14 protein-coding genes are annotated in these 12,525 nt (G+C 72.4%); 6 read left to right on the forward strand and 8 right to left on the reverse strand.

Going from position 1 to position 12,525, the window contains the following annotated elements; all coding sequences use genetic code 11:
* Nucleotides 1–97: 97 nt before the first annotated feature.
* On the forward strand, nucleotides 98–1,069 hold the full coding sequence (locus ACRQ4C_RS17110; RefSeq protein ID WP_439689525.1) for an Abi family protein: 972 nt from the start codon (nucleotides 98–100) through the stop codon (nucleotides 1,067–1,069).
* Here ACRQ4C_RS17110 and ACRQ4C_RS17115 read toward each other — a convergent pair whose 3' ends face one another.
* Complete coding sequence (locus ACRQ4C_RS17115) at nucleotides 1,070–2,023, reverse strand: helix-turn-helix transcriptional regulator (RefSeq protein WP_439689526.1); 954 nt, start codon at nucleotides 2,021–2,023, stop codon at nucleotides 1,070–1,072. It abuts the gene before it with no gap.
* A gap of 61 nt (nucleotides 2,024–2,084) precedes the next feature.
* Here ACRQ4C_RS17115 and ACRQ4C_RS17120 point away from each other — a divergent pair, with 61 nt between their 5' ends.
* Together ACRQ4C_RS17120 and ACRQ4C_RS17125 are read left to right on the forward strand one after the other, a co-directional pair.
* Entirely contained in the window at nucleotides 2,085–2,504 is a 420-nt protein-coding gene (locus ACRQ4C_RS17120; RefSeq protein ID WP_439689527.1) for a VOC family protein, read from the forward strand.
* 51 nt (nucleotides 2,505–2,555) lie between these two features.
* Entirely contained in the window at nucleotides 2,556–3,068 is a 513-nt protein-coding gene (locus ACRQ4C_RS17125; RefSeq protein ID WP_439689528.1) for a hypothetical protein, read from the forward strand.
* 3 nt (nucleotides 3,069–3,071) lie between these two features.
* Here ACRQ4C_RS17125 and ACRQ4C_RS17130 read toward each other — a convergent pair whose 3' ends face one another.
* The 4 genes from ACRQ4C_RS17130 to ACRQ4C_RS17145 are packed head-to-tail and all read right to left on the reverse strand — an operon-like array spanning nucleotide 3,072 to nucleotide 6,214.
* Nucleotides 3,072–3,497: a hypothetical protein gene (locus ACRQ4C_RS17130; protein WP_439689529.1), complete on the reverse strand. Its 426-nt coding sequence runs from the start codon at nucleotides 3,495–3,497 to the stop codon at nucleotides 3,072–3,074.
* Between the two features lie 36 nt (nucleotides 3,498–3,533).
* Nucleotides 3,534–4,766, reverse strand: a complete 1,233-nt coding sequence (locus ACRQ4C_RS17135) for an ATP-binding protein (protein ID WP_439689530.1) — start codon at nucleotides 4,764–4,766, stop codon at nucleotides 3,534–3,536.
* 48 nt (nucleotides 4,767–4,814) lie between these two features.
* Nucleotides 4,815–5,339, reverse strand: a complete 525-nt coding sequence (locus tag ACRQ4C_RS17140) for a GNAT family N-acetyltransferase (RefSeq protein WP_439689531.1) — start codon at nucleotides 5,337–5,339, stop codon at nucleotides 4,815–4,817.
* Nucleotides 5,340–5,368: 29 nt separating this feature from the next.
* Nucleotides 5,369–6,214, reverse strand: coding sequence for a putative RNA methyltransferase (locus tag ACRQ4C_RS17145; RefSeq protein ID WP_439689532.1), 846 nt, complete (start codon nucleotides 6,212–6,214; stop codon nucleotides 5,369–5,371).
* A gap of 34 nt (nucleotides 6,215–6,248) precedes the next feature.
* Between ACRQ4C_RS17145 and ACRQ4C_RS17150 the strand changes: the two genes are divergently transcribed.
* The 3 genes from ACRQ4C_RS17150 (at nucleotide 6,249) to ACRQ4C_RS17160 (ending at nucleotide 8,694) form a co-directional block, all read left to right on the forward strand.
* The gene (locus tag ACRQ4C_RS17150; RefSeq protein ID WP_290133474.1) at nucleotides 6,249–7,004 is read left to right on the forward strand and encodes an SDR family NAD(P)-dependent oxidoreductase; all 756 of its coding nucleotides are present in this window, start codon (nucleotides 6,249–6,251) and stop codon (nucleotides 7,002–7,004) included.
* 23 nt (nucleotides 7,005–7,027) lie between these two features.
* Nucleotides 7,028–7,639 carry a CG0192-related protein gene (locus tag ACRQ4C_RS17155; RefSeq protein WP_439689533.1) on the forward strand — a complete coding sequence of 204 codons (612 nt, stop codon included), beginning with the start codon at nucleotides 7,028–7,030 and terminating at the stop codon, nucleotides 7,637–7,639.
* A gap of 116 nt (nucleotides 7,640–7,755) precedes the next feature.
* Entirely contained in the window at nucleotides 7,756–8,694 is a 939-nt protein-coding gene (locus tag ACRQ4C_RS17160; RefSeq protein ID WP_439689534.1) for an aldo/keto reductase, read from the forward strand.
* 154 nt (nucleotides 8,695–8,848) lie between these two features.
* Here ACRQ4C_RS17160 and ACRQ4C_RS17165 read toward each other — a convergent pair whose 3' ends face one another.
* Genes ACRQ4C_RS17165 through ACRQ4C_RS17175 form a run of 3 tightly spaced genes read right to left on the reverse strand, consistent with a single transcriptional unit; the run spans nucleotide 8,849 to nucleotide 12,510 of the window.
* Entirely contained in the window at nucleotides 8,849–9,049 is a 201-nt protein-coding gene (locus tag ACRQ4C_RS17165; RefSeq protein WP_290133471.1) for a hypothetical protein, read from the reverse strand.
* Nucleotides 9,050–9,095: 46 nt separating this feature from the next.
* Nucleotides 9,096–9,338 (reverse strand): hypothetical protein, encoded by a 243-nt coding sequence (locus ACRQ4C_RS17170; protein WP_439689535.1) that lies wholly within the window; start codon nucleotides 9,336–9,338, stop codon nucleotides 9,096–9,098.
* A gap of 34 nt (nucleotides 9,339–9,372) precedes the next feature.
* Nucleotides 9,373–12,510 carry a GH92 family glycosyl hydrolase gene (locus ACRQ4C_RS17175; protein WP_439689536.1) on the reverse strand — a complete coding sequence of 1,046 codons (3,138 nt, stop codon included), beginning with the start codon at nucleotides 12,508–12,510 and terminating at the stop codon, nucleotides 9,373–9,375.
* Nucleotides 12,511–12,525 lie beyond the last annotated feature (15 nt).

Raw genomic sequence — 12,525 nt, forward strand, 5'->3', positions numbered from 1 at the left:
AGCGATCGTCGGTGAGGAGGTGATATCGTTCTGGTATCACGATCGGCCCGCTCGCCTTCACGGCTCGGGCCGATTTTCTTTTCGTCGGGGGAGGACGATGGAGTACGCGAAGCCGTGGCTCTCGATCGCGGACCAGATCGCGAGGCTCGAGCAACGCGGGTGCGGTGTCGGTGATGGTGAGACCGCGGCAGAGATGCTGCGGGAGATCGGCTACTACCGACTGACGGGGTACCTGTACCCGTTCCGGCGCTCCTCCGTCGCCGTGGACGATGCCGGGCGGCAGCGCTTCCGGGTGCACAGCGACTACGTACCGGGGACCGACATCCTCCACGCGGGGGCGCTGGTCGACTTCGACCGATCGTTGCGACTGCTCGTGATCGATGCCGTCGAGCGAATCGAGGTCGCCGTTCGGACCCAGGTGGCTCACGTCCTCGGCGCGCACTCCCCGTTCGCGCACGAGGACGCGAGGTTCTTCACTCAGGCCTTCACCGGCGCCCGTGATGGTTTCGTGAGCCCCCACGAGGCGTGGCTCCGCCGGGTCGAGGAACGACGGAGCGCTTCTGACGAAGCCTTCGTCGGGCACTTCCGTGACAAGTACGACGACAGGATGCCCATCTGGGCGCTGACCGAGATCCTCGAGCTCGGCCACGTCACGCGCCTCTACGCCGGTCTCCGGAACGACCTCGCGACGGAGATCGCGAATGTGTTCGACGTGCCGACGAAGCGCCTGATGTCGAGCTGGCTCGCATCACTGAACTACGTGCGGAACGTCGCCGCCCATCACGCTCGGCTCTTCAACCGGAAACTGGTCGTCGCGCCGAAACGGCCCCGGGCTTCCGAGGTGCCGCTTCTTGCCCACATGTCGGACGGACGGGCTCCGAAGGTCTTCGGCGTGTACAACACACTGAGCGTGATGGCCTACCTCCTCCGGTCGATCCCTTCAGATCACGACTGGGCGCAGCGGGCTGTCGCACACCTCGCCGCGTTCCCGGCCACGGATGCCATCGACGTGTCGTCGATGGGCGTCGCCCCCGAGTGGCTGGATGAAGCACTGTGGACGGCCCGCTGATCACGTCGGTGGCAGGACCGACGCGCTGACGAGTCGCGTTGCGAGCTCTTTGGTTGCCCCACGTAGGGCAGGCGGACCCAGCACGGTGAAGTCGACCGCGAAGCCCGCGACCCGAGCCGCCAGCGCCTCCCACGACCACGATCCGGTGGTCAGCCGACACCGGTCCGGGGCGGTCGCGACGAGGTCGTCCGCCGCGTCGACGTAGGGCTCGACGGCGCTCGCCGCGCAGTGCAGCTCGACGGTGCCGGTGCACGGCCACACGTCCGCGACGGCGGAGCCCTTGAAGCGCGCCGCCACGAAGGACGCCGGGTCGTCTCCGGGCACCGGCCGCGGCACGAACGGCAGCCGCGTCGGCGGCCGCGGGGTGATGCGGTCGACCCGGAACGTCCGCCAGTCCGTGCGCTCGGGGTCCCAGGCGAGGAGGTACCAGCGGCCGGCCCGCGCGACCACGGCGTGCGGCTCGACCCGGCGGGGGTACTCGTCCGGTCCGTAGCCGAAGCGGAGCACCTCACGCGCGGACACCGCGCGGCTGACCTCGACCAGCACGTCCGGGTCGACGGTCGTCCGCGCGGCCGTGGTCACGACGTCGACCGCACCGACGCGGTTCCGGAGCCGCTCGGGCAGCACCTGCCGGATCGTCGCGAGCGCGCGCACGGCCCCCTCGGCGATGTCGGCGCCCGATGCCGGGGCCACCGCCAGTGCCACGGCGATCGCGACCGCCTGGTCGTCGTCGAACAGCAACGGCGGGAGATCGCCTCCCGCGGCGAGCCGGTAGCCACCGGCCGGTCCGCGCAGGGCATCGATGCGGTACCCGAGCTCACGGAGGCGGTCGACGTCGCGGCGAAGCGTCCGCGGGCTGACCTCGAGGCGGCCGGCGAGCTCGTCGCCCGGCCAGTCCCGGTGCACCTGCAGCAGGGACAGCAGCGTCAGCATGCGGGAGGACGGTCCGGGCATGGATCCAGTATCCGTCGAGAAGCGGTCACGATCTGACCGCATTGCCGGTCATGCTCGTCCCATGAGCATCGAGACCACGACCCACCTCAACTTCGACGGACAGGCCCGCGAGGCCCTCGACCACTACGCCCGCGTCTTCGGCGGCGAGGTCGCGTCCATGACCTACGGCGCGATGGCCGCCACCGACGAGCCCGCTTGGGCCGACCGGATCGTCTTCGGCCAGGTGACGACCGAGGCCGGCTTCCGCATCATGGCGTTCGACGTCTGGCCCGGGCAGCCGTACGACCAGGGCAGCAACGCCTTCTACGTGTACGTGCACGGCGACGACGCTGCCGAGGTCGAGCGGTACTGGGCGGGTCTCCTCGACGGCGCCGAGGTGCGGCAGCCGCTCGGACCGTCGGCGTGGGCACCGCTCGCCGGGCAGCTCCGCGACCGCTTCGGCGTCGTCTGGGCGCTCGACGTCGCCGGGCCGCAGGGCTGACGCCTTTCCGGAGCACTTCTGCACGGAACCCGGAGCGGGTACGGTGCGGGGATGCCCGAGTACCGACCGTTGCCCGGCTACGAGCTCGGCGAGGGGTGGACCGCCGCGCGACGACGTCGTTCCCGGTTCGGCCGCGTCCGACCGTGGGCCGGGCCCCCGGTCGGACTGCTCGCCCTCGTCGCCGCGTGCCTGCTCGTCCACTGGTACGCGGGTGTGGCGCACACCGTCGTCTGGGAGTGCGCGGTGTCGTCCTGCGGGACGAACGACCCCCGGTCCTTCGCACCGTTCGGCTCGTGGGCGCTCGTCGTCCTCGCGGCGTTCGGCTTCTGGACCCTGCCCGGCCGCGGCTGGTGGGTCGGTGCGGCGGTCCTGCTGTTCGGGGTCGTCGCGGCGTGGTCCATCGACTGGTGGCGGGCGCCCGGCATCGACCTCGAGCTCGTCGTCACCCCGATCGCGGCGGGCGTGGTCGGCACCGGGTTCCTGCTCGTCCAGTTCGGCCGCGCGGTGGACCGGGCACGGGGTCGGGCGCACGCCGCCCGTCGGCGGGCAGCCCGGGGCGAGTGACGCTCAGCGCTCGACCGTGAAGGCCTGCGACGGGCCGGTGCAGCTCGCGTCCGCGGGGCACGGCGCGTAGTCCCAGTTCGCGATCGACACCGAGGCGTCGCCGGGCCCCAGGTCCGCGGGCAGCGGGACGGGCACCGACCACGATCCGTCGAACGCGTCGTCCGACCGCGCGACGTCCGCATGGCTGTACGCGCCGTGGTCGGTGACGGTGATCCGCCAGCCGCCGTCGGGCACGTCCACGTCGCACTCGTCCGTCGTGGCGAACGTCACCGTGTCGCCCGCCGCGGCCCGCTCCGGCGTCACCGTGAACCGCGGGACACAGCCGAACGCGCCCTCCGGAGACGCGGTACACCCCGTCAGCGCGCTGCTCGCAGCAACGGTCAGCGCCAGGACGGTCGCGACGCGGCGGGCACGAGAACGGATCGACACGTCGTCATCCTGCCGCACCGGCACCAGGGCGGCCGATCACCCGACGCGTGGCCAGTCACTCGTCAGGTACGCCTCCACGGCCCGGTTCCGGAACGAGTACGGCTTGCCGCGCTCGATCACGCCGCGCACCGTGTCCAGACGTTGGGCGGTCGGACCGACGGCTTGAGCGCTCGCCTCGCCCATCTCGCGAGCGATCCGGGTCAACGTGCGGTCTTCCGGGCGCATCGCCGCCATGACGTCGACGAACGTCCGCTCCTTCTGCGGGAGCCGTGCCAGGACGCGCTCGACGTGCGAGGACGCCTCCCCCTCGGCACCGCGCCACCCGGCGGTGACTTCGTCCGCAGTGACGACGTCGCCGGATCCCGCGTACCAGGCGCGCTCCCCCGCGAGCTGGAACAGGAAGGGCTCCCCGCAGCAGAGCTGGACGACCGCATCCGCGGCGAGGGCGTCGAGTGTGATCGACTTCGTCTCGCCTGCGCCGTCGGGCACCACCCAGCCGGACACGATGAGCGGCTGCAGCGCTGCACGCAGGTCGTCCTCGCCGAGTGCGGTGAGCGCTGACGTGCGGAAGCGCCGAGCGAACGCCGCTCCCTTCCGGGCACCGGCCATGTCCTCGAAGTCCGGGAGGCCGGTGAGGTAGACGGCGATCGGGAGGTGGCGTTCGACGAGGCGGCCGCCTGGCACCTCGACCTCGACGGTGTGGGTGAGCGCGTCGCCGAGCGCGATCAGGAGCTGCGACAGCGCTCGTTCGTCGGTGATGTTCTGGACCTCGTCGACGTGGATGAGCACCGCGTTGCCCTGGCGCACGGCCGCCCGTCCGACCTCGACGAGCAGCTCGTACAGGGCCGTGAACGGCTCGGGGCCGTCACCACCCCGGACGGTGAGCGAGAATCCGCTGGCCGCGACGGTCTCGACCCTGCGGAGGAGCTCGACGACACGGCCCGTCGCCCCGGACGCGATGCCCGCTTGCTCAGCGAGTCGGAGCACTGCCCCCGCGACGAGCTTCAGCGGATCAGCACCAGACGGGATGCGCAGCTGGGGCGTCACCCAGTCACCGCTGGCGACGGCGTCCCGAGCGATGCGTCGCACGAGCGAGGACTTCCCGGTCCCGGGTTCTCCGAGGATCGTCCGTCCGCGTTCGTACAGCCCCGCCACGCGCCGAGGCCGGACGACGTCCCGCCAGTCGCTGAGTTGCTCGACCCGACCCGCCCAGATGTTCGGCACGACGTCCGAGCCGGGGCTGAACGGGTTGTCGACGGCACTCCGCATGGCGATAACTTTATCAGCGCGAAAGAACTCTGATAATGTTATCGCAGATCACGCCGACCGAGGGTCGGAGTCGAGCATGCTCATCGCCACGGCATCGATCCACTGGTCGCCGTGCCGCAGTACCTCGCGGGCACGCCCCTCGACCACGAAGCCGATCTTCTCGTAGGACCGCTGCGCCGCGGGGTTGAACGCGTAGACCTCGAGCGAGACCCGGTGCAGGCCGACGACGTCGAATCCCCACGCCACCACGGCCCGACCGGCCTCGGTACCGAATCCACGTCCCCGGAGCGACGGACCCGCGAGGGCGATCCGGTAGTTCATCGAACGGTCGTCCTCCTCGAGTTCGTTGAGGACCACCTCGCCGAGGTACGCACCGTCAGGCCCGGTGATCGCGAAGTCCGCCCGGTCGTCGGCGCCGGGGAGCGCTGCGAGGTGCGCACCGACCTGTTCGCGGGTGAAGGTGGTTCGGGTGCCGGTGAGCCGCATCGCGTCCTCGTCCGCGAGGCCGGCCATCACCAGGTCGAGGTGGTCCGGGCCGAGCTGCGACAACGTCAGACGCTCGGTCCTGAGCACGGGTTGCGAGCGGAGGGCATGGCGGATGGTCACGGTACCGGGCTCCAGGTGCTGATCGTCACGGCAGCGGTGACCGCCGTCGGTCGGAACGCCGCGTCGGCGGCGACGTGGTGGTGGCTCGGCCCCATGTGGACCACGTCGTGGACGTCCTCGGCGCTGAGGTCCATGGTCCAGGTGAGGTCCTCTGACGACCGCCGTACGAACGACGGCGACAACGAGTCGTGCAGTCGGCGCTCCTTCTCCGGGTCGACCGAGATGGTCGCCTCCGCGAGCTCCGCCAGGTGTCCGACGCGCGGGGTCACCACGACGAGCACGCCGTCGGGGTGCAGGACTCGGGCGTACTCCGCCTGGTTGCGCGGCGCGAACACGTCGAGCAGGACCGCAGCGGCACCGTCGACGACCGGGAGGCGCTCGGTCACGTCACCGACGACGGCCCCGACCCGCTCGTGGACACGGGCCGCCCGCCGGATCGCGACCGGCGAGAGGTCCAGGGCGACCCCCAGCCGGACGCGCGGCGCCGCGTCGGACGCGGCCACGGGCCTCCCGTCCGACGCGCGCAGCGCATGCGCGAGGTAGGTCCCGGGCCCGGACCCGACGTCGAGGACGATGCCGGGCGCGGTCGATGCTCCGACCAGGGCGGCGATCGCGCGTTCGACGGGCGCGTAGTTCCCGCGACCCAGGAACCGGACACGGGCGTCGACCATCTCCGGGGTGTCGGCCGTCAGGGCTCGACGACGGGCGGGGAGGAGCGTGAGGTGTCCCTGCTTGGCCTCGTCGAACCGGTGCCCGGCCGCGCAGCCCACCTGTCCGCCGACACGGCCGAGCGGCTCGGCGCAGACGGGGCAGGCGAGCACGGGGAGCAGGTCGTCGCGCACCCTCCCAGCGTAGGGGCGTCGGTAGCCTGGCCGGATGTCGCTGCAGCAGCTCTTCGGACTCGACGGCCGCACTGCACTCGTGACCGGCGGGAGCTCCGGGATCGGACGCGCCATCGCCGAGGCCCTCGCCGGCGCGGGAGCACACGTCGTCGTCGCGGCGCGCACGCGGAGCACGATCGACGCGACCGTCGACGGCATCCGGAGCGGCGGCGGCTCGGCCGAGGGCGTGGTGGCGGACCTCGCGACGCGTGCGGGCGCCCACGGCCTCGCGGACGTCGTGGGCGACGTCGACGTCCTCGTGCACTCGGCGGGCATCAACCTCCGGCCGCCGATGGCGGAACTCGACGAGGACACCTGGGACGCGACGATGCGCGTCAACCTCGACGCCCCGTTCGTCCTCGGGCAGCGGCTCGCGCCCGGCATGGCGGCGCGCGGCCACGGCCGCATCATCGGTATCAGTTCGCAGCAGGCGCACCGCCCCTTCGCGGCCAGCGGCGCGTACGGGGTGTCGAAAGCCGGTCTGGAGGCGCTCGCCAGGTCCCAGGCGGAGGCCTGGTCCGCGCAGGGGGTCACCTCGAACGTCCTCGTGCCCGGTTTCGTGCAGACCGCGTTGAACCGCCGGCTCAGCGCCGACCCCGGCACCGTCGAGCGGCTCGCGGCCCGCACGCTCGTCGGCCGCAACGGGGTCGCCGCCGACTTCGCCGCGGCGGCGGTGTTCCTGGCCGGGCCGGGCGCAGGCTACGTCACGGGGCAGTCGATCGCGGTCGACGGCGGGTTCTCGGTGCACTGAGCACTGCTCGGTAGGTTCGGGGCATGGCCATCATCCACCGCGCGGAACTCCGACCGTCCAAGACCGAGGCGCTCGGCGCCTGGCTGCCGACCCAGCCCTGGAGCGGTGTCACGCCGGGTGAGGGCATCGAGGTCGTCGGGCGCTTCCGGTTCGACGACCCGGACGGCGAGGTCGGCATCGAGACGATCGTCGTCCGGACCGCATCGGGGCGCCTGCTGCACACGCCGCTCACCTACCGGGGTGCTCCGCTCGACCGGGCCGACGCGTTCCTCGTGACCGAGATGGACCACTCGGTGCTCGGTCGACGGTGGGTGTACGACGCGACCGGCGACCCCGTCTACGCCGACGTGGTCCGTCGCACGATCGCGACCGGCGGCCACGAGGCCGAGCTCGAGCAGGCCGACGGATCGGGTTCGTGGGAGAAGGAGTGCACGGCGGTCGGCAGCGGTTCCGCTCCCTCGTCACCGACGGTGACCGCGGTCGACACCCGCACCGAGGAGGGCGAGACGACGATCGACACCGGGCACGGCGAGCTCGTCGTCCTGCGGGTGGTGGGGTCACCCGTGCCGGCGGGCGAGACCCTGCGGGCGACCTGGCCGACCGGTTCCGGGGTGCTCGTGGTGCTCGCCGACTGAGCCGTCGTCGCCGACGCGCCACGGCTCTCCGCGGCAGGAGGGCGCTCGACACGGCGCGTTCCCGGGGTACTGCCAGGGCCTGCCGCGCGCACCTGCCCGCTGGCAGGATCGACGTCGTGAAGACACTGGAGTTGCCACAGACCGACCTCACCGCGTCCGACGTCGTCGTCGGTCTCATGCGGATCAACGACATGAGCGACGAGGACATCCGCTCGCTGTACGCGGCGTCGCGTGACGCGGGTGTGACCATGTTCGACCACGCCGCGGTCTACGGCGGCTGGCACGGCTGCGAGGAACGGTTCGGCTCGGCCGTCACGCTCTCCCCCACCGAGCGCGCCGAGATCGTGCTGCAGACGAAGGTCGGCATCCGCCCGACCGCGAACGGCGCGTACTTCGACTTCTCGTACGAGCACATCCTGTCGTCCGTCGACGAGTCGCTCGCCGCCCTCCGCACCGACCACATCGACGTCCTGCTGCTGCACCGCCCGGACGCGCTCGTCGAGCCGGAGGAGGTGGCGAAGGCGTTCGACGAGCTGCACGCCGCGGGCAAGGTCCACCACTTCGGCGTCTCGAACCACACGCCGGGACAGGTCGACCTGCTGCGTCGCTCGGTGGCCCAGCCGCTGGCGTTCAACCAGGTGCAGCTCAGCATCACGCACGCGAACGTCATCGCGCAGGGCGTGGCGGCGAACATGGGCGGGCTCGACCAGTCCGTCGACCGGGACAACGACATCCTCAACCACTCGCGCCTGAACGACATCACGCTGCAGGCCTGGTCGCCGTTCCAGAAGGGCTTCTTCGACGGGGTCTTCCTCGGCGACCGCGAGCAGTACGCCGAGCTGAACGACGTGCTCGACGAGGTCGCGGCGGCGCACGGCGTCACCCCGACCGGCATCGCGGTGGCGTGGATCACCCGGCACCCGGCGCACTTCCAGGTGGTCCTCGGGACGACGAACCCGCAGCGCGTGCGGGAGTCGGCGGCGGGCTCGGACGTCGTGCTCTCGCGCGAGGAGTGGTACCGCATCTTCACGGCGGCGGGGCACACCGTGCCCTGAATGCGGTCGCGGTCCCGCGGTCGCCGTGCCGCGCCGTCGCCGCGCACAACCGAAGTCACCTCGAACCACGGTTCCGCCCGGTTCGGGGTGACTTCGGTCGTGCGGAACCGGAGCGCGCCACCGCGGGCGCGGCACCCGACGGCGCGCTGCCGCGTCAGTCGGACGTCGGCGGAGTGGGGACGGCGACGTCCACCGGCGACACGCGCGCCGGGTCGGACGACGCTCCTCCGACGACGTCGAACGAGATGCCGAGCTCGGCAGCCGTGTCCTCGTCGAGTTCGAGTCCGTCTTCCTTCACCTGGTCCTCGGGGATGGCTCGGCCACCGGAGGGGTCCCAGGAGTTCGCGATCGACATGCGGCCGAGCATGCCCGACGCGCTTGGCAATCCGCCAAGAGGCGCGTCAGAGGTCGTCCGGGTGGAGCCGGTCGCCTGCCTGCGGCCGTCGGAAGACCGGACCGCCGCCGGCCTCGTCCTCGTCGTGGTGGTCGACCGGCGAGACGCTCGGGTCGGCAGCGGCGGGACCGGCGTCCGGCCCGACGTCGGCGCCACGCTCCTCCTCCACCTCGAGCTCGGTGGCGTCGGAGCCGTCCACGGGGACGGACGCGCCGGGCTGCTCCGGATCGAACGGTGTGCTCATCGACATGGGGCGAGCATGCTCCGCACGGGTGAACGGCGGGTCAACGCTGTCCGTCCGCCGCGACGAGCTCGAGCTGGGTCAGCGCGACGTCCGTCACCGCGGAGAACGTGAACGCCGACCCGGTGCCCTCCAGCCGGAAGACCCGCGTCTGCCCGGCCCAGGCGAACTCGGCGTCGTGCACCGACGCCTCCGTCGCGCCGAGGGCGACGTCCCACGAGTACGTCCCCGGCGCCTCGACCGTGACCGTGTACAGCGACACGGGCGCCGACGGGACCTCGAACGTCACGGACGCACCGGCGGCGAGCGCCGTCGCGGTCCGCCCCGTGTCGTCGACGAGCGGGTGCGTCCCTCCTGGCAGGAGGTCGACCGGGGTGTCCCGGAACCCGTGCACGGCGGACGCCGAGACCGGCCGCGTGTCCGATGCCCACCCGGTGGGTTCCGGGGACAGGGTGAACGCGATGCGCGACGCCGCGGCCACGACCTCGTGCGGGATGCTGACCGCTTCCCAGGGCGTCCCGTCGACGGTGACCGACGCGACGAAGCCGCCGACCGGTCCGGACTCGACCTCGATCACGGTCGGTGTGGCGCGACCGTCCGACGAGGCGGGACGCAGCACGGTCCGCCGCACCGACGGCGGCACGAGCACGTACGTCCCCGTCGAGGGCGCCAGCGGGTACAGGCCGATCGTGGCGAAGACGTACCAGGCGCTCATCTCGCCGTTGTCCTCGTCGCCCGGATACCCCTGCCCGAGGTCCGAACCGACGAACAGGCGGTCCAGGGCCGAGCGGACGATCCGGTGGGCGTCGTCGTGTCGCCCCGTGAACATCGGGAAGAACGGGATGTGGTGCGCCGGCTGGTTCGAGAGCCCGAGCATGCCCATCCGGACGTCGCGGGCCTCGGTCATCTCGTGGATCGGGAAGCCGTAGGAGCCGGAGCGGGCAGTCGAACCGGTCTCCGGCGTGGCGAAGAACGCGTCGAGGGCGGCGTCGAACCGTGCGGGTCCGCCGTGCAGGTCGACGATGCCGGCGCCGTCGTGCGGCGCGGTGAACGCGGTGCCCCAGGCGTTCGTCTCGGTGTAGTCGTCGCCCCAGTCGCGCGGGTCGAACTCGGTGCCGACCCGCCAGGTGCCGTCCTGGTCGCGCCCGATGAAGAACCCGCGCTCGGCGTCGAACACGTTCCGGTACTGCAGCGAGCGACGGGCGAACCACTCGTGCTCGGCGAGCAGACGCTCCCGATCGGCGTCGGTCGACGCTCGACGCGCGAGCAGGTCCGCCATGACGGCGAGGCCCCAGTCGTTGATCGCGGCGTCGAGGGTCCAGCTCATCCCCTCGTGGGTCGCCGTGTCGACGTGGCCGCGGAAGGCGCCCGGGAGGCTCCCCTTCCGTCCGACGCGCTCGTCACGCGGCGGGACGGTCGCGTTGCGGACCGCGCTCCGGTACGCCGCCGCGAGGTCGAAGCCGTCGATGCCCTTCGCGGCGAGGTCGGCGAACACGGTGTCGCTCGTGGTGCCGGTCATGCAGTCCTCGGCGCCCGGGGCACTCCACCGGGGCGTCCAACCGCCGTCGTGGTGGTGCTCGACGAAGCCCTGCGCGAGCTCGCCCGCCGTGTCCGGGGTGAGGAGTCCGAGGAGCGGCCACGCCGTCCGGTACGTGTCCCAGAACCCGTTCGTCGTGGTGAACAGCCCCTCGACGACCTCGGGGCCGGGCTCGTCGCGGATCGGTGACGCCTGCACCGCTCCGTACGGGGATCGGTGGCGCGGCACGCCGTCCCGGGCGGTCTCGCCGGCACGGTTCGGGTAGAGGAACAGCCGGTAGAGCCCCGAGTACAGCGCGGTCAGCTGGTCCGGGGTCGCTCCCTCGAACGACATCGTGGACAGCTCCGCGGTCCACCGCTCCTCGGCGTGCGCGCGCATCGCGTCGTGGTCCCCAGCGGCCTCGAGGTTCGCCCGAGCGTCCGCCATCGACACCGTCGAGATGCCGAGCAGCACGTCCACGTCCCCGTCGACCGTGAGCCAGCCGCGCAGCTCGTCCTGCCCGGTGCTCGTGTGGTCGGCGGTGACCCGCGGGATCCGTACGTGCACGTGGTGCGGCGGCGTGCCCGGCCGGTCGTCGAGCACGCACTCGACCACGGCCGTCCCGTCGGTGATGGTCACCGACACGTCGGAGACGCGGCCGTGGTGGTCGAGCACGACGCTGCGGGTGCCCGTGAACCGGAACCCGAGGGCGAACTCCCCCGCGGTCACCTCGGCCGTCACGCCGTGGTCGAGCGCGACGCGGTAGCGGTGCGGGCCGTCCTGCTCGTCGTCGTGGTCGAACCCGAGCGCCCGGGCGGTCCGGTCGGGATCGGGTGTGTCGAGCGGGGACGGCATGACCTGGAACACGCCGCGGTCCCCCATCCACGGTGACGGGATGTGGCTGGTCGCGAAGGCCTGGATCGCCGAGCGGACCCGGTCGTCCTCGACCCGCGCGTGCTCGTGGAACGCGTACGGCCACCGGTTGCTCGAGGCGTCGGTCATCGGCAGCCCGAAGACCCCACCGTGCGGCAGGCCGACGAGCGGCGCGTTGTTGCCGCGGGAGAACCGGGACGACGCCTGCGTGCCCCGCGTCGTGCGGACGTGGTCGAGCGGCGTCTCCGGTGCGGGCCGTGCCGGGCCGAGCCGGACGTCGTCGAGCCAGCCGCGGAGCGCCGGACGCTCGCCGTCGCCGGAGGGGTGCAACGAGGCGGAGCCGAGCCGTGCCTCCAGGCGGTCGACCACCCGCCCCGCGAGCGGCGTGAGGTCCACCGCCCGGCGGTTCCACTGGTCGACCCACTGCTTCCGGGCGGCGTCCTGCGCCTCCGGCGCCAGGGCGTCGCCGTACTGGTCGCGTGCCGTGTCGCTGAGCCGGGTGCCGTCGGTGCAGACGACGTCGAGCCCGAAGGCGGTGGCGTCCCAGAAGTGCGGGAGGTCGGCCTCGGTCGGTTCGGTCAGGCCGTCGGGCAGCGTCCGCTCGGGGAACCACACCCACGACAGTTCGTCACCGGGCGCGATCGTGCGGCCGGCGAACCCGGGCACGATCCCCTCGGTCGGGTCGGCTCCCGACGGTCGTTCGACCAGCCAGGCCTCCGTCGACGTGTACCCGACACCGTTGCGTGCCGCGACGGCCGTCGTCGGCCCGCCGCTCCGTTGCAGCTCATCCACACGACGAGCCTATTT

This window comes from Curtobacterium sp. SP.BCp (assembly GCF_051903255.1).
Classification (GTDB): domain Bacteria; phylum Actinomycetota; class Actinomycetes; order Actinomycetales; family Microbacteriaceae; genus Curtobacterium.

Bases quoted from the DNA above. Each gene is read 5' to 3' on its own strand.
- ACRQ4C_RS17115 (WP_439689526.1), bottom strand. From the start codon at position 2,023: ATGCCCGGACCGTCCTCCCGCATGCTGACGCTGCTGTCCCTGCTGCAG.
- ACRQ4C_RS17155 (WP_439689533.1), top strand. From the start codon at position 7,028: ATGGCCATCATCCACCGCGCGGAACTCCGACCGTCCAAGACCGAGGCG.
- ACRQ4C_RS17120 (WP_439689527.1), top strand. From the start codon at position 2,085: ATGAGCATCGAGACCACGACCCACCTCAACTTCGACGGACAGGCCCGC.
- ACRQ4C_RS17125 (WP_439689528.1), top strand. From the start codon at position 2,556: ATGCCCGAGTACCGACCGTTGCCCGGCTACGAGCTCGGCGAGGGGTGG.
- ACRQ4C_RS17150 (WP_290133474.1), top strand. From the start codon at position 6,249: ATGTCGCTGCAGCAGCTCTTCGGACTCGACGGCCGCACTGCACTCGTG.
- ACRQ4C_RS17170 (WP_439689535.1), bottom strand. From the start codon at position 9,338: ATGTCGATGAGCACACCGTTCGATCCGGAGCAGCCCGGCGCGTCCGTC.
- ACRQ4C_RS17165 (WP_290133471.1), bottom strand. From the start codon at position 9,049: ATGTCGATCGCGAACTCCTGGGACCCCTCCGGTGGCCGAGCCATCCCC.
- ACRQ4C_RS17110 (WP_439689525.1), top strand. From the start codon at position 98: ATGGAGTACGCGAAGCCGTGGCTCTCGATCGCGGACCAGATCGCGAGG.
- ACRQ4C_RS17135 (WP_439689530.1), bottom strand. From the start codon at position 4,766: ATGCGGAGTGCCGTCGACAACCCGTTCAGCCCCGGCTCGGACGTCGTG.